Below are 15,357 nucleotides of genomic sequence, written 5' to 3'. Positions count from 1 at the left end.
ATGTTCAACGGAAAATCGATCTTCATCTCCGGCGGCACCGGCTCCTTCGGGCGCAATTTCATCCGCCACCTGCTGGAGCAATACCAGCCCAAGCGGGTGGTGGTGTTCTCGCGCGATGAACTCAAGCAATACGAAATGCAGCAGACGTTCAACGCGCCATGCATGCGCTACTTCATCGGCGACGTGCGTGACGCTGATCGCTTGCGTCAGGCCATGCGCGGCATCGACTACGTGGTGCACGCCGCCGCGTTGAAGCAAGTGCCGGCGGCGGAATACAACCCGACCGAATGCATTCGCACCAACGTCAATGGCGCGGAAAACATCATCGCCGCGGCCATCGACAACGGTGTGAAAAAGGTTGTGGCGTTGTCCACCGACAAGGCTGCCAGCCCGATCAATCTGTACGGCGCGACCAAGTTGCTCTCGGACAAACTGTTCGTGGCCGCCAACAACATTGCCGGCGAGCAGGAAACCCGATTTGCCGTGGTGCGCTACGGCAACGTGGCCGGTTCGCGTGGCTCGGTGGTGCCGTTCTTCAGCAAACTGATCGCCGATGGCGCCAGTGAGTTGCCGATCACCGACGAACGCATGACCCGCTTCTGGATCACTCTGGATCACGGCGTGCAGTTCGTGCTCGACAGCTTTGCGCGCATGCACGGTGGTGAAGTGTTTGTGCCGAAGATTCCGTCGATTCGCATCGTCGATCTGGCCCATGGCATGGCTGAACATCTGGCGCACAAAAACGTCGGCATTCGTCCAGGGGAAAAACTCCATGAGTTGATGGTGCCGCTGGACGATGCGCGGATGACTATTGAATTCGAAGATCACTACACCATCCAGCCGTCGATTCGCTTTACCAGCGTCGATGTCGATTTTGCCGTCGACAAACTCGGCGAGCATGGGCGCGCGGTGAGCGAAGATTTTGAATATCGCTCCGACACCAATCCGCACTTCCTCTCGGTCGGACAGATCGCGGCGCTGCACGCGAAGCTCTCGGTATGATTCCCTACGGCCGCCAGAGTCTCGATCAGTCGGACATTGATGCCGTCGTCGAGGTGTTGCAGTCGGACTGGTTGACGCAAGGGCCGACCATCGAGCGCTTCGAGCAGGCTGTGGCCGAGCGTTGCCAGGCCGATTTCGCCGTGGCGGTGTGCAACGCCACGGCAGCGTTGCACATTGCCTGTCTGGCGGCAGGGCTTGGGCCCGGTGATCGCCTTTGGACTACACCGAATACCTTTTTGGCCTCGGCCAATTGCGGGCGTTACTGCGGCGCGGACGTCGATTTCGTCGACATCGATCCGCTGACCTGGAACCTTGATGCTTTCGCGCTGGCAGCGAAACTGGATCAGGCCGAGCAGGACGGCACCTTGCCAAAAGTGCTGGTGGCTGTAGCGTTTTCCGGACAGAGCTGCGACATGCGGCGGATTGCCGAACTGGCCGAGCGCTACAACTTCACCGTGATCGAAGATGCTTCGCACGCGGTGGGCGCCAGTTACGCCGGACGCCCGGTCGGCTGCGGCGAATTCGCAGCGATGACCGTTTTCAGTTTCCATCCGGTGAAGATCATCACCAGTGCCGAGGGCGGCATGGTCCTGACCAATCGCCCGGCACTGGCCGAGCGCCTGCAACGCCTGCGCAGCCATGGCATGACCCGCGATCCGCAGCAGATGACCGAGCCCAGCCACGGCCCTTGGTACTACCAGCAGATCGAGCTGGGCTTCAATTACCGGATCACCGATCTGCAAGCCGCATTGGGCTTGTCGCAACTGGCAAAACTGCAGGGTTTCATCACCCGACGCCGTGAGCTGGCGGCCCGGTACGAACGTCTGCTGACATACTTGCCGATCACGTTGCCGAGCGCTCAACCAGACGCAGAGTCGTCGTGGCACTTGTATGTGATTCGCTTGCAGACAGATCGAATCAGTCTCAGTCATCGCCAGGTTTTTGAAGGCTTGCGCGCGGCCGGCGTCGGTGTGAACCTGCACTATATACCCGTGCATTTGCAGCCTTACTATCAAGACCTGGGTTTTGCCGAGGGCGACTTCCCTGAGGCTGAACGCTATTACGCTGAAGCGATCAGCCTGCCGTTGTTCCCGTTGCTGAGCGATGAGCAGCAGGACTATGTGGTCGAGCAATTGCGCCGGTTGACCGAATAAATGCCTCTGCGGCGGTGGATGGGTGTCTGCAATGCGTGATCTGAGTGAGCAGGAAAAATTCTGGCAGGGCGAGTTCGGTAATCAGTACGTTGACCGTAACGTTGGTCAACCACTGGTGGCGGTCAATCTGGCGTTGTTTGCCAAGGCGCTGAGACGCGCGGGCAAGATCGAGAGCCTGGTGGAGCTGGGCACCAACGCCGGCAACAATTTGCAGGCGCTGCATCAACTGTTGCCGCACTGCGAATTGTTTGGCGTCGAGATCAATGACAGCGCTTGTGCTCAGGCCCGGGCGCTGCAGATCGCACGGATCTGGCACGGTTCGCTGTTCGACTTCCCGCGTGAGCGCAGCTATGACCTGAGCTTGAGCAAAGGCGTGCTGATCCATCTGGCGCCAGAGCTGCTGCCGACCGCGTATGCGCAGCTATATGAACTGAGCAGGCGCTACATTCTGATCGCCGAGTACTACAATCCGGCACCGTTGGAAGTGTCCTATCGCGGCAACAGCGGCAAACTGTTCAAGCGTGATTTCGCTGGCGAAATGCTTGATCGCTACCCGGATCTGCAACTGCTCGATTACGGCTTCGTCTATCACCGCGACCCACAATTCCCGGCGGACGATGTCACTTGGTTCCTCTTGGAAAAACACCTTTGAGCAATGTCGTAATCATCCCGGCGCGCGGGGGCAGCAAACGCATCCCGCGCAAGAATCTTGCGCCGTTCGACGGCGTGCCGATGATTGTCCGTTCGATCCGCACGGCGCTCGATTCAGGTTTGTTCGATCAGGTTGTGGTCAGCACCGACGACGCCGAGATTGCCGACGTGGCACGGGCTCATGGCGCCGAGGTGCCGTTCCTGCGTCCGGCGCAACTGGCCGATGACTTCACCGGCACCGCAGCGGTGATCGTGCATGCCTTGCAGCAATTGCCGGCCTTCGATTACGCCTGTTGCGTGTACGCCACGGCGCCGCTGTTGCAGGTGCGTTATCTGCGCGAAGGATTCGAGTTGCTGGAGCAGCATCCGGACAAGTCTTTCGCTTTCTCCGTGTGCAACTTCGGCTTCCCTGTGCAGCGTGCGCTGACGCTGGACGGGCAGGGCGCGCTTACGGCGCTGTACCCGGAATTTCGTGACACCCGTTCGCAGGATCTGCCCGAAGCGTTTCAGGATGCCGGGCAGTTTTATTGGGGGCGCACTGATGCGTGGCTGCGCGGCGAGGTGGTCTATTCGCCCGCCAGCCTGCCAGTAATTCTGCCTCGGCACCTGGTGCAGGACATCGATACGCCTGAAGACTGGAAACGTGCCGAATACCTTTACGCCGCGCTCAAGGCCGGTGGAGAGTTGCAATGAGAATCCTGATTCGCGCTGACGCCTCGCCGACCATCGGCAGCGGCCATATCGCCCGCTGCCTGACGCTGGCGCGGGTGCTGCGCAAGCAGGGCAGTCATGTCGCGTTTGCCTGTCGGCAGTTGCCGGGGCATCGACTCGATGCTCTGAGCGCCGAAGGTTTCGAGACATTCGCACTGCCTGAATTTTATCCCGGTGAAGATCCGCAGCAGGCCATCGAGTCGATGCTGCCGTGGCAGGCCGACATCGATGCGTTGGATTTGCTGCTGGAAGATCACGCCGAATTCGACTGGATAATCGTCGATCATTACGGCCTCGATCATCACTGGCAGACCGCCGCACGGCGTTGGGCGCCGCGTATTGCTGCCGTCGACGATCTCGCCACTCGGCGCTACAGCGTTGATTTGCTGCTCAATCAGAATTTGTCCGGCCTCAGCGATAACTACACCCCGCTGTTGCCCGAGGGCTGCCGCACACTGCTCGGCCCGCGCTATGCGATGTTGCGCGAAGAGTTCGATTGCCCGGCGATCGACATCAAACCCGAAGCCCGGCGAGTGCTGGTGAACTTCGGCGGTTTCGACGCGGCGATGCAGACCCATCACGCGATGTTGGCGTTGGCCGATTTTACTGAACTTGAAGTGGACTTCGTCGCCGGTGTCGACAATCCGGCATGGGCGCAGATGCAGACACTTGCGCAAACGCGGCCGAACTGGCGTCTGCACAGTTTTGTCAGCGATTTCCATCAACGCATGACCGAGGCCGATCTGTTTATCGGCGCCGGTGGCGGCACCAGCTGGGAGCGTGCGGCGTTGGGTCTGCCGACGATCTGTATAGCGGTGTCGAATAACCAGCAGGTCAACGGCGAGGTGATGGCGGCAGCCGGCGCGCATGTATTCATGGGCGCGCGCGAGCAGGTCAGCGTTACGAAGTTGCGTGACGCGATTGGTTTTGTCGCAGGCAACTTTTATCTGCGCCAGAGCCTGGCCGAACGTTCTCGGCAAATGGTCGATGGACGCGGTGCATTGCGAGTCGCCGCGGCATTGGCCGATGGTGTGCTCAAGTCAAGTCACGCCACACTGGACGACGCGCAGTTGCTGCCCGACGGGCTGAACTCCAGTTTGAATAATAGGGAACACCGTTCATGAGTAGTTTCAAGATTGGCGACCGTCTGATCGGTGCCGACGCGCCGCCGTTCATCATTGCCGAGATGAGCGGCAATCATAACCAGTCGCTGGACGTGGCCCTGCAAATTGTCGAAGCCGCCGCCAAGGCCGGCGCGCACGCCCTGAAACTGCAAACCTACACCGCCCAGACCATGACGCTGGATCTGGCCGAGGGTGAGTTCTTCATCAAAGACCCGGGCAGTCTGTGGGCCGGCACTTCTTTGTATGACTTGTACGAGCAGGCTCACACACCGTGGGAATGGCATGCGCCGATCTTCGCTCGCGCCAAGGAACTGGGGATGCTCGCGTTTTCGACGCCGTTCGATGACACGGCTGTGGATTTTCTCGAAAGCCTCGACGTTCCGGCGTACAAGATCGCCAGTTTTGAAAACACCGATCTGCCGTTGATCCGCCGTGTCGCCGCCACCGGCAAGCCGCTGATCATCTCCACCGGCATGGCCAGCATCGCCGAACTTGATGAAACCGTGCGCGCCGCCCGTGAAGCCGGGTGCAAGGATCTGGTGTTGCTCAAGTGCACCAGCACTTATCCGGCGACTCCGGCAAACAGCAATGTGCGGACGATCCCGCACCTGCGTGATTTGTTCGGTTGCGAAGTGGGGCTGTCCGATCACTCGATGGGCGTTGGCGTCTCGGTGGCGGCCGTGGCGCTCGGCGCGACGGTGGTGGAAAAACATTTCACCCTCGACCGTTCGGCGGGCGGGGTGGATGCCAGTTTCTCGCTGGAGCCGGCCGAGATGGCCAGCCTGGTGGTGGAAACCGAACGCGCATGGCAAGCGCTCGGCAAGGTGCAATACGGCGCAACCGAAGCCGAACTCAAGTCGGTGGTGTATCGCCGCTCGCTTTACGTGACCGCCGACATGGCCGCCGGTGACCCCTTTACGCGGGACAATCTGCGCGCCATTCGTCCCGGCCTCGGCCTGCCGCCCAAGCACACCGATGCCGTCCTCGGGCGCTGCGCTCGCGCGCCGATCAAGCGCGGTACGCCGCTGGATTGGTCATTGGTCGAATAACCCAATCTGTAATGGATTCGGCAAAATAGCGTGACCTGCGAGTCATAACGCGCATCTTCACTGTATTGTATTGATCGGGGAGATGGCGCCTGGCCCGTTTTCGGTTCCAGTGATAGCCCTTTGCGCTCCCCTTGGTTGCCCGTCGTGGCAACCATTTTCTGTTTGTCGGCGCCCCTCAAATCCTTGCGAGCGGTGGTCTTGGGCTGTTTTTTATTGGGAAGCCGTAATGATTGGCATAAAAAGCATTGCGAGCTACGTTCCTGTAGCCGGCGTGGACAATTACGCACAAGGTGCAAAATTCGAGAAGGATGAAGAGTTCATCCTTGGCAAGATTGGCTCGGCATTCCTGCCGCGCAAAGACGCTGATCAAGAAACTTCCGATCTGTGTGTGGAAGCAGCCAACGCGCTGTTTGCCAGCAACCCTGAACTGAAGCGTGAATCGATCGATGCCTTGATCGTCGTCACCCAGAACGGTGATGAAGAAGGCTTGCCGCACACTGCCGCGATCGTGCAGGACAAACTCGGTCTGCCGACCAATGTCGCCGCGTTCGATATATCGTTGGGCTGCTCCGGTTATGTCTACGGCATCTATGCGATCAAGGGCTTCATGGAAGCCGCAGGCCTGAAGAACGGCCTGCTGATCACCGCCGACCCGTATTCGAAAATCGTTGACCCGGAAGATCGCAACACCACCATGCTGTTCGGTGATGCCGCCACCGCGACCTGGATGGGCGAAGATCCGACCTGGGCGCTGGGCAAGGCCAAGTTCGGCACCGACGGTTCCGGCGCGCCACACCTGAAAGTCACCGACGGCGTGTTCTTCATGAACGGTCGTCAGGTGTTCAACTTTGCGCTGCTCAAAGTCCCGGCGCACTTGCACGAGTTGCTCGATGATTCCGGTCTCAAGGCTGATGATATCGATGCCTTCTGCATCCACCAGGGCAGTGCGGCGATTGTCGATGCCGTGGCGCGACGCTTTGAAGGCGAGCCTGAGAAGTTCATCAAGGACATGGTCGAGACCGGCAACACCGTGTCGTCGAGTATTCCGCTGCTCCTGGAAAAACACGTACTCGATTCCGCCTGGCAGCGCGTCGCGCTCAGTGGTTTTGGTGTCGGACTGTCGTGGGGCTCGGCGATCATCTTCCGTCCCTGAGCCTGATTAAAAACGGCGGATACAAAAATAGCGTTCAAGGTTAACCTTGAACGCTATTTTTTTGCCTGAAACGGAGCGCGAGGCGCCATGAGCGAGTTTTTCCAGGCCAACGCCCAAGTGATCCAGCAACGCTGGCCGGCGCTGTTTGCACGATTAGTGGCTGAAGACAGTTTGGCGATTCAAGCCGAACTCGTGCAAGGCCTGGGCTCTACGCTGAGTGTGGACGGCATTCAACTTACCAGTCGCCACGACCGGATCCACGAGGCCCGGGTCCAGGCAGCCAGCCTGCCGCAAAGGCCTCGCTTGCACGTCTACGGCACCGGTCTCGGGGACCTCCCGTCGGTGTTGCTGGAGCGAGCCGTACTTGAGCGGTTGTACGTGCACATTCTCAATGGCGCCTTGTTTGCGTTGGTGCTGCAGTTGCTCGACCAGCGGCAATGGCTTGAAGACCCCAGAGTGGAACTGATGTACGCCGGCGATCATGCGGATATCTACACGCCGTTTTTTGCGCTGCCCGCGGAAATGCTCCTGGCCGATGACTTCAGCGCCAAAATTCGTGATCGACTGGTCAATGAAGTTCACCTCAGTTTCAACAATCGGCAGTTCGATCCGCAATTGCCGGCGATTCAGCAGCGCTTGCGCGATAGCCTGGAGTTGCTGCTTGCGGATGATGATGTGGCGCAACTGTTTGGCACCTGCATCGGCCGCGAAATCTATGTGATCGGCACCGGGCCGAGCCTGGAAGGACATTTTGAACGGCTGGCGTCGGTGCGTGGGCAGGCCGGGCGGCCACTGTTCATCTGTGTCGACACGGCTTATCGGCCTTTGCGTCAGCACGGGATTATCCCCGATCTGGTGGTGACGATCGATCAGTTGATCAGCTGTCGGCATCTGCCTTTTGAGGAGTCCGACGGCATCCCGCTGGTGTACCTGCCCATGAGCTCTCCTGCGGTGTTGAAGGCCTGGAAAGGCAAGCGCTATGGCGCTTATACCGCCAGCCCCATCTACGCCACGTTGCGTCAGCAGCACCCTCGGGCCGAATTGCATGCCGGCGGCAGCGTGATTCACCCCGCCGTGGACCTGGCCGTGAAAATGGGTGGTACACGCATCACGCTGTTCGGCGCCGACTTTGCCTTCCCGATGAACAAGACGCATGCCGGATGGGACGATGGCGATCTGGGGCCAGCCGTGGCGCAGGCTCGGCACTGGGTCCGTGACGGCAATGGCGAACGGGTCAGGACGCAGTTGAATTTTCGTGGCTACCTGTGCGTGCTGGAGCGTTATATCGCTCTGCATCCAGAGGTCAGCTTCCTTAACAGCAGTCGGGCAGGGGCGATGATCGTGGGTACGCAGTTCAATCCGGAGTTTGTGCAATGAGTGCGCAGTTGATGTGCATCAGCGCATGCCGGCAATGCGCCGGATTATTTCGTTTGGGGCGTGATGTGGAAGCGGCGCTGACCATGGTCGATGTATTTGACGAGGCACAACGGTTTTTCTCGCTCGCCCATGAGGAAGCCCAGCAGTCGTGGGCACAGGTACTGACGCACATTCTGGATTGTCAGGAACGCCAGGATTGGTTGGGGCTTGCCGATTTCATCGAGTATGAACTGATTGAATTGCTGGACAGCGTGCAGATCTGAGGGGGGACCGACGGCTCTGGCACGGGGGTTCGTGATGTGGGCAGTTTTATGGCGTCATTTTTTCGTGGGTGGGGCGCGCTAAGCCCTTGTTTTTTTGGGAGTGGCAGGGTGATGGCAAATATTTTTTAAAAAGCCCTCAAGCAACCTGCATTCCCGACGATAACTATTACGAAGGTTCTCTAGGCCATACCCGGCGGTTGCCAGGGCCGGAAGCCGCAGTACCCAACCAACGAGGAATTCGTCATGGCTTTAACAGTAAACACCAACACCACGTCGTTGAACGTTCAGAAAAACCTGAACCGCGCTTCCGACGCTCTGTCGACTTCGATGCAGCGCCTGTCTTCCGGCCTGAAAATCAACAGCGCTAAAGACGACGCCGCTGGCCTGCAGATCGCTACTCGTATGACTTCCCAGATCCGTGGTGGCAACCAGGCGATCCAGAACGCCAACGACGGTATCTCCGTTGCCCAGACCGCTGAAGGCGCTCTGCAAGCTTCGACCGACATTCTGCAGCGTATGCGTGAACTGGCTGTTAAAGCCCGTACCGGTACCAACGGCAGCATCGACCAGAAAGCAACGAACGATGAATTCGCCCAGATGTCGGACGAACTGACCCGTATCTCTGCTTCCACCAACCTGAACGGCAAAAACCTGCTGGACGGTTCGGCTGGTACTGTGACCCTGCAAGTGGGCGCAAACACCGGTTCGGCTAACCACATCGACCTGGTACTGAGCTCCAAGTTCGACGCCGTCAGCCTGAGCGTAGGTAGCGGTACTGTAGCTCTGACCGGTGCAACCACCGCGGCCGCTGCTACCAACATCGACAACGCAATCACCGCGATCGACGCTGCAATTGCCGCGATCAACACCACTCGTTCGAGCCTGGGTGCTTCGCAAAACCGTCTGACCAGCACCATCGCCAACCTGCAGAACATCGTAGAAAACACCACTGCTGCACAGGGTCGTGTACAAGACACCGACTTCGCCGCAGAAACTGCTAACCTGACCAAGCAGCAAACTCTGCAGCAGGCTTCGACCTCCGTTCTGGCTCAAGCCAACCAACTGCCTTCCGCTGTACTGAAACTGCTTCAGTAATTTCGGAACAAGTTTGGGCGGGGGAGTGCGCTAGTCGTGCTCTCTCGCCTTTTTACGTCAGGAGGTGATGAGCATGGACATGAGCGTGAAGCTTAACCTGTCTTATCCGGCTCCCAAGCCAGTAACGCCGGTTGCTGACAAACCGTCAGAGACGCCTAAAGTTACCAAGGCTGAAGCTCCGGTCGCTGCCAAGAGTCAGGATACGGACGATGCCAAGTTGAAACTGGCAGTGCAGGAGATCGAGAAGTTTGTTCAATCGATCAAGCGCAATCTGGAGTTCTCTATCGATGAGCATTCCGGGAAGGTCATCGTCAAGGTGATCGCAAGCGAGACGGGTGAAATCGTTCGACAGATTCCCTCCGCAGAAGCCCTCAAGCTGGCAGACAGCCTCGCCAACGCAAGTCATGTGTTGTTCGACGCCAAGGCCTGATAGCTGGCATGAATAATGTTTGTACGTTCTCAAGATGCGTGTAACGGTCAAAAGAATGGCAACAATCTGAAGGGAGATGCACATGGCAAGTCCAATTCTACCGGGTTCCGGACTGGGTTCCGGCCTGGACATCGGTGCTATCGTTACTGCACTGGTCAACGCCGACAAGGCGCCGAAGCAGACGCAGATCGACACCGCGACCAAGGTCAACACGCTGAAGATTTCCGGTGTCGGTTCGTTGAAGAGCGCGTTGACCGCGTTCCAGACGGCGATGACCGATCTGGGCAGCAAGACCAATCCTGCATTTTCCGGCTTCACCGCAACTTCGAACAATGCCACTCTGAGCGCGACTTCCGACAGCACCGCGGTGGCGGGCAGTTACAACGTTGTCGTCAGTCAATTGGCCACTGGCTCGAAAATCGCCAGTGCTTCTTTCGCCGGCGGTGCCGCCAGTGCCATTCCGAGTGGTACCCTGAAAATCAGTCAGAATGGCACTGATTACAATGTCGACATTCCGGCCAATGCCACGTTGCAGACTACCCGCGACGCGATCAACAAGGCGCAGGGCGCCAACGGTATCTCCGCCAACATTGTGACCGACAGCTCCGGTTCTTCGCGCCTGGTGATCAGCTCGAGCAAGACCGGCGCAGGTTCTGACCTTTCCGTCAGCGGTATTGCCGGTCTGGAAATCGATGGTACCCAGCCGATGGGCACTAGCCCGGCTGCAGGCGCCTCAGGGGCCGTCAACGACATTGCGAAAAACGCCAAGCTGACCATCGACGGCCTTGAAGTCACTAGCAAAAGCAACACGGTGACCGGTGCAATCAGTGGTCTGACCCTGAATCTGACGACTGTAAGTCCTCTCTCGGGTGGCGTTGCGACTCCGACTGTTGTCAGTGTGGATGCCAACACCAAGGGTTTGCAGACATCGATTCAGTCGTTTGTCGACGCTTACAACAAGTTGAAGACGACCATCGACACGCTGTCCAAGGCGACGCCGGACGCGGATGGCAAGCTAACTGTGCAAGCAGCGTTCACGGGTGACGCGATGCCGCGTTCGCTGATCGCCGATATTCGTGGTCAGTTGACGGCGGAAGGGGCTGGCGGTCCGTTGGCGGTGCTGTCCCAGTTGGGCGTGATGACCGACCGCAACACCGGCAACCTGACGTTCGATACCAATGCCTTCACTAAAACCATGGCGCAGCCAGGCATGACTGGCCAGGTTCAGCAGTTGTTCACTGGTACCAACGACACCAATGGTCTGCTGGCGCGTATGAGCAAGGCTGTTGATTCGTATCTCAAGCCACCGGCGGGTAGCATCACCGGCACCAGTCTGCTTGATCAGCGCATGGCCATTCTGACTAAAAACACCAGAAACCTGACCGACCAGCAAGCGGCACTGGACTTGCGTGTCGATAACCTGACCAAGACGTTGACTGCCAAGTACAACGCCATGGACTTGTTGGTAGGGCAGATGAAGGCGACGGCGAACAACATCACTTCGTTCTTCAGCTCGCTGAACGCCCAGCAGTCCGCGAAGTAACAGGCAGGCACGACAAAAACCCGGCTACGCTTTATCGGCGTGTGCCGGGTTTTTGTCCTATTGATCTAAAGTTCTGTGATTCGTTGGCGATACACTGGTTATACGAGTCATTGTGGCAATGAGGTAGAACATGAATCCGATGTTAGCCCTTCGGCAATACCAGAAAGTCGGCGCACACGCACAGACGTCCGAAGCGAGCCCGCACCGTTTGGTGCAAATGTTGATGGAAGGTGGTCTCGGGCGTATTGCCGAGGCAAAGGGCGCCATCGAGCGCAAGGATATTGCTGCCAAATGCACGGCCATCAGCAAGGCTTTGGGCATCATTGGTGGCCTGTGTGAAGGCCTGGATCTGGAAAATAGCGCAGATTCGGTAGGTGACCTCAATCAGCTCTACATTTACATGATGAAGCGACTTGCCGAAGCCAACGTCAAGAGTGATCCGCAGATTCTCGACGAAGTCGCCGGCCTGCTGCGCACCGTAAAAGAAGGCTGGGACGGAATTGCTCCACCAGGCCCCCAGTTTTAAGGAGATCACCATGAGTCTTGTATTGCAGCGAATTGCCGATACCCGTGAAGCATTGGTCAGTGCCTTGGCCGAGCGCAATTGGGAAGCCATTGGCGAGTTGGATCTGGCTTGCCGTTCCTGCATGGAAGACGTCTTGAGTGAGGCTTCGATGGATGAGGTCGCGTTGCGCGATAACCTTGAGGAGTTGCTCCATGTCTACAAGGAGCTTCTTGAGGTGGCCATGGGGGAGCGGCAGGCGATAGCCAACGAGATGTCGCAGATCACCCAAGCGCAGAAGGCGGCAAAGGTTTACCATCTGTTTGGCTAATTAACCTCCAGTTAATCCAAACATGTGCGCCATAAATTTGACTGTGCACGGTTTTTTGACTTAACTAGTGGCTGTTTTCAGATTTCAGGCGTCTACAGGCACATGGTGTCCTGCAAGCGTCTCGCTTGCCCCATTTTTCGGGCATTGAGTTGACTAGGGAAGTTGCTATTGCATGTGGCGTGAAACCAAAATTCTGCTGATCGATGACGATAGCGTTCGCCGCCGCGACCTGGCGGTGATTCTAAATTTTCTCGGCGAAGAAAATTTACCCTGCGGCAGCCATGACTGGCAGCAGGCAGTCGGCTCTTTGTCGTCTAGTCGTGAGGTCATTTGCGTACTGATCGGGACTGTAAATGCTCCTGGCGCGCTTTTGGGCTTGCTAAAGACACTCTCAACCTGGGATGAGTTCCTTCCGGTTTTGTTAATGGGCGATAATTCTTCCATCGACTTGCCTGAAGACCAGCGTCGCCGAGTGCTTTCGACCCTCGAAATGCCGCCCAGCTACAGCAAATTGCTCGACTCTCTGCACCGTGCCCAGGTCTATCGCGAGATGTACGACCAGGCCCGCGAGCGTGGCCGTCATCGCGAACCCAATCTGTTCCGCAGCCTCGTCGGCACCAGCCGGGCGATTCAGCACGTGCGCCAGATGATGCAGCAAGTGGCCGACACCGACGCCAGCGTGCTGATCCTCGGCGAGTCGGGCACCGGCAAGGAAGTGGTCGCGCGCAACTTGCATTACCACTCCAAGCGTCGCGACGGGCCATTCGTACCTGTCAACTGCGGGGCGATCCCGGCCGAGTTGCTGGAAAGCGAACTGTTCGGCCACGAGAAGGGCGCCTTCACTGGCGCTATCACCAGCCGAGCCGGCCGTTTTGAGCTGGCTAACGGCGGTACGCTGTTCCTCGATGAAATTGGCGACATGCCGCTGCCGATGCAGGTCAAACTGCTGCGCGTGCTGCAAGAGCGCACCTTCGAGCGCGTGGGTAGCAACAAGACCCAGAGCGTCGACGTGCGCATCATCGCCGCGACCCACAAGAATCTCGAAAGCATGATCGAGATCGGCACATTCCGCGAAGATCTCTACTACCGCTTGAACGTGTTCCCGATCGAGATGGCACCGTTGCGCGAGCGTGTCGAAGACATTCCGTTGCTGATGAACGAACTGATCTCGCGCATGGAACACGAAAAGCGCGGTTCGATCCGTTTCAACTCGGCGGCAATCATGTCGCTGTGCCGTCACGGCTGGCCGGGCAACGTCCGCGAACTGGCCAACCTGGTGGAGCGCATGGCGATCATGCATCCGTACGGGGTGATCGGCGTGGTCGAGTTGCCGAAGAAATTCCGCTACGTCGACGACGAAGACGAGCAATTGGTCGACAGCCTGCGCAGCGATCTCGAAGAGCGCGTGGCAATCAACGGTCATACGCCGGACTTCACCGCCAACGCCATGTTGCCGCCGGAAGGCCTGGACCTGAAGGACTACCTCGGTGGTCTGGAACAGGGCCTGATTCAGCAGGCGCTGGACGATGCCAATGGCATTGTGGCGCGCGCGGCAGAGCGCTTGCGCATTCGCCGTACCACGCTCGTGGAGAAGATGCGCAAGTACGGCATGAGCCGGCGCGACGGTGACGAACAGGCGGAGGATTGACGCCTGTTTTTCAACTGCTTCATTTATAAGCAGTTTTTTTTAGGCACGGGTATTGCTACATCCCTCGCAACGTTCCGTTTAACTGACGGTCAGCCAAGCGAGAGAGCACAATGCCCCAAGCCGCCCAGATCTCTGCCTCCAATCCCGAGGGGCAACCTTCGTCCGTAGAGCAGGCAAGCCGCCAGGGTCTTGAGCAGGCTTTCGAGCTGTTCAGTCAGATGTCGAGCCAACTGACCGACTCCTACAGCATGCTTGAAGCGCGGGTCACCGAGCTCAAGGGTGAACTGGCCGTGGTCAGTGCCCAGCGCATGCAGGAGCTGGCGGAAAAAGAACGTCTGGCCAACCGTCTGCAAAACCTCCTTGATCTGTTACCCGGTGGCGTCATCGTAATTGATGGTCACGGCATCGTGCGCGAAGCCAATCCTGCCGCCATCGACTTGCTCGGTCTGCCGCTGGAGGGCGAGTTGTGGCGCCATGTCATTGCTCGCTGCTTCGCCCCGCGTGAAGACGACGGTCACGAAATCTCCTTGAAAAACGGTCGACGCCTGTCGATTGCCACGCGTTCGCTGGATGCCGAGCCTGGGCAATTGGTGTTGCTCAACGACCTGACAGAAACCCGTCATCTGCAAGATCAGCTGGCGCGCCACGAACGTCTTTCCTCGCTGGGGCGAATGGTGGCCTCGCTGGCTCATCAGATCCGCACGCCATTGTCCGCCGCTTTGCTCTACGCCAGTCATTTGACTGAGCAGGAGTTGCCGGTCGCCACTCAGCAACGTTTTGCCGGGCGTCTTAAAGAGCGCCTGCACGAGCTGGAGCATCAGGTGCGCGACATGCTGGTGTTCGCTCGCGGCGAATTGCCGCTGACGGATCGCCTCACCCCCAATGCCTTGATGCAGGCGCTGCAAGCTGCGGCCCTGACCCACGTACAGGATCTGCCGATTCGCTGGCAGTGCGACAGCCATGCCGGTGAGCTGCTGTGCAACCGTGACACATTGGTCGGCGCGCTCTTGAATCTGATCGAAAACGCGATTCAGGCCAGCGCCGGCGAGGTGCGCCTGAAAGTGCATTGCTACACCCGCGACAACACCCTGCGTCTGTGCATCAGCGATTCCGGTAGCGGGATCGAACCTGCGGTGCTGGCGCGACTCGGCGAGCCATTTTTTACTACGAAGGTCACCGGCACTGGCCTGGGCCTGACCGTGGTCAAAGCGGTGGCGCGAGCACATCAGGGAGAATTGCAGCTGCGCTCGCGAGTCGGGCGCGGCACGTGCGCGCAGGTGATCCTGCCGCTGTTTTGCGCTGTCCACGGAGCTGAGTAAAAGAC

15 protein-coding genes and 1 pseudogene are annotated in these 15,357 nt (G+C 58.5%); all 16 read left to right on the top strand.

The genetic code is table 11. The features are described 5' to 3' along the window. The 16 genes and pseudogenes from pseB (at position 1) to JJD74_RS01575 (ending at position 15,352) form a co-directional block, all read left to right on the top strand. The gene (gene pseB / locus JJD74_RS01650; protein ID WP_200610825.1) at positions 1-1,002 is read left to right on the top strand and encodes a UDP-N-acetylglucosamine 4,6-dehydratase (inverting); all 1,002 of its coding nucleotides are present in this window, start codon (positions 1-3) and stop codon (positions 1,000-1,002) included. Continuing rightward, positions 999-2,156, top strand: a complete 1,158-nt coding sequence (gene pseC / locus JJD74_RS01645) for a UDP-4-amino-4,6-dideoxy-N-acetyl-beta-L-altrosamine transaminase (RefSeq protein ID WP_042558203.1) — start codon at positions 999-1,001, stop codon at positions 2,154-2,156. The genes pseB and pseC overlap by 4 nt, the downstream gene beginning before the upstream one ends. A gap of 31 nt (positions 2,157-2,187) precedes the next feature. After that, positions 2,188-2,808, top strand: a complete 621-nt coding sequence (locus JJD74_RS01640) for a pseudaminic acid biosynthesis-associated methylase (RefSeq protein WP_042558204.1) — start codon at positions 2,188-2,190, stop codon at positions 2,806-2,808. Next, positions 2,805-3,500 carry a pseudaminic acid cytidylyltransferase gene (gene pseF / locus JJD74_RS01635; RefSeq protein WP_042558205.1) on the top strand — a complete coding sequence of 232 codons (696 nt, stop codon included), beginning with the start codon at positions 2,805-2,807 and terminating at the stop codon, positions 3,498-3,500. Before JJD74_RS01640 ends, pseF begins: the two co-directional genes overlap by 4 nt. Next, a pseudogene (gene pseG, locus JJD74_RS01630) lies at positions 3,497-4,627 on the top strand (UDP-2,4-diacetamido-2,4,6-trideoxy-beta-L-altropyranose hydrolase); the annotation flags it as partial. The gene pseF and the pseudogene pseG, both read left to right, overlap by 4 nt. An 11-nt stretch (positions 4,628-4,638) precedes the next feature. Further along, positions 4,639-5,691, top strand: a complete 1,053-nt coding sequence (gene pseI / locus JJD74_RS01625) for a pseudaminic acid synthase (protein ID WP_200610820.1) — start codon at positions 4,639-4,641, stop codon at positions 5,689-5,691. Positions 5,692-5,917: 226 nt separating this feature from the next. Beyond that, on the top strand, positions 5,918-6,844 hold the full coding sequence (locus tag JJD74_RS01620; RefSeq protein WP_047300261.1) for a ketoacyl-ACP synthase III: 927 nt from the start codon (positions 5,918-5,920) through the stop codon (positions 6,842-6,844). A gap of 87 nt (positions 6,845-6,931) precedes the next feature. Then, positions 6,932-8,221 (top strand): motility associated factor glycosyltransferase family protein, encoded by a 1,290-nt coding sequence (locus JJD74_RS01615; RefSeq protein ID WP_200610818.1) that lies wholly within the window; start codon positions 6,932-6,934, stop codon positions 8,219-8,221. Next, a complete protein-coding gene (locus tag JJD74_RS01610; protein ID WP_042558209.1) occupies positions 8,218-8,484 on the top strand; it encodes a hypothetical protein in 267 nt (88 codons plus the stop codon). Before JJD74_RS01615 ends, JJD74_RS01610 begins: the two co-directional genes overlap by 4 nt. 243 nt (positions 8,485-8,727) lie before the next feature. Next, complete coding sequence (locus JJD74_RS01605) at positions 8,728-9,579, top strand: flagellin domain-containing protein (protein WP_200610815.1); 852 nt, start codon at positions 8,728-8,730, stop codon at positions 9,577-9,579. A gap of 73 nt (positions 9,580-9,652) precedes the next feature. Continuing rightward, positions 9,653-10,009, top strand: coding sequence for a flagellar protein FlaG (locus tag JJD74_RS01600; protein WP_042558211.1), 357 nt, complete (start codon positions 9,653-9,655; stop codon positions 10,007-10,009). 82 nt (positions 10,010-10,091) lie between these two features. After that, positions 10,092-11,552, top strand: a complete 1,461-nt coding sequence (gene fliD, locus JJD74_RS01595; RefSeq protein WP_042558212.1) for a flagellar filament capping protein FliD — start codon at positions 10,092-10,094, stop codon at positions 11,550-11,552. A 130-nt stretch (positions 11,553-11,682) separates the two neighbouring features. Then, on the top strand, positions 11,683-12,078 hold the full coding sequence (gene fliS / locus JJD74_RS01590; protein ID WP_042558213.1) for a flagellar export chaperone FliS: 396 nt from the start codon (positions 11,683-11,685) through the stop codon (positions 12,076-12,078). A 10-nt stretch (positions 12,079-12,088) separates the two neighbouring features. Further along, on the top strand, positions 12,089-12,385 hold the full coding sequence (locus tag JJD74_RS01585) for a hypothetical protein (RefSeq protein ID WP_042558214.1): 297 nt from the start codon (positions 12,089-12,091) through the stop codon (positions 12,383-12,385). Positions 12,386-12,557: 172 nt separating this feature from the next. Continuing rightward, entirely contained in the window at positions 12,558-14,033 is a 1,476-nt protein-coding gene (locus JJD74_RS01580; RefSeq protein ID WP_042558215.1) for a sigma-54 dependent transcriptional regulator, read from the top strand. Positions 14,034-14,143: 110 nt separating this feature from the next. Then, positions 14,144-15,352, top strand: coding sequence for a sensor histidine kinase (locus JJD74_RS01575; protein WP_042558216.1), 1,209 nt, complete (start codon positions 14,144-14,146; stop codon positions 15,350-15,352). Positions 15,353-15,357: the final 5 nt, after the last annotated feature.

The sequence above is a fragment of the Pseudomonas sp. MF6776 genome (assembly GCF_016613125.1).
In the GTDB taxonomy this organism is placed as follows: Bacteria; Pseudomonadota; Gammaproteobacteria; order Pseudomonadales; family Pseudomonadaceae; genus Aquipseudomonas; species Aquipseudomonas iridis.
This window is presented reverse-complemented; position numbering and strand designations above follow the sequence as displayed.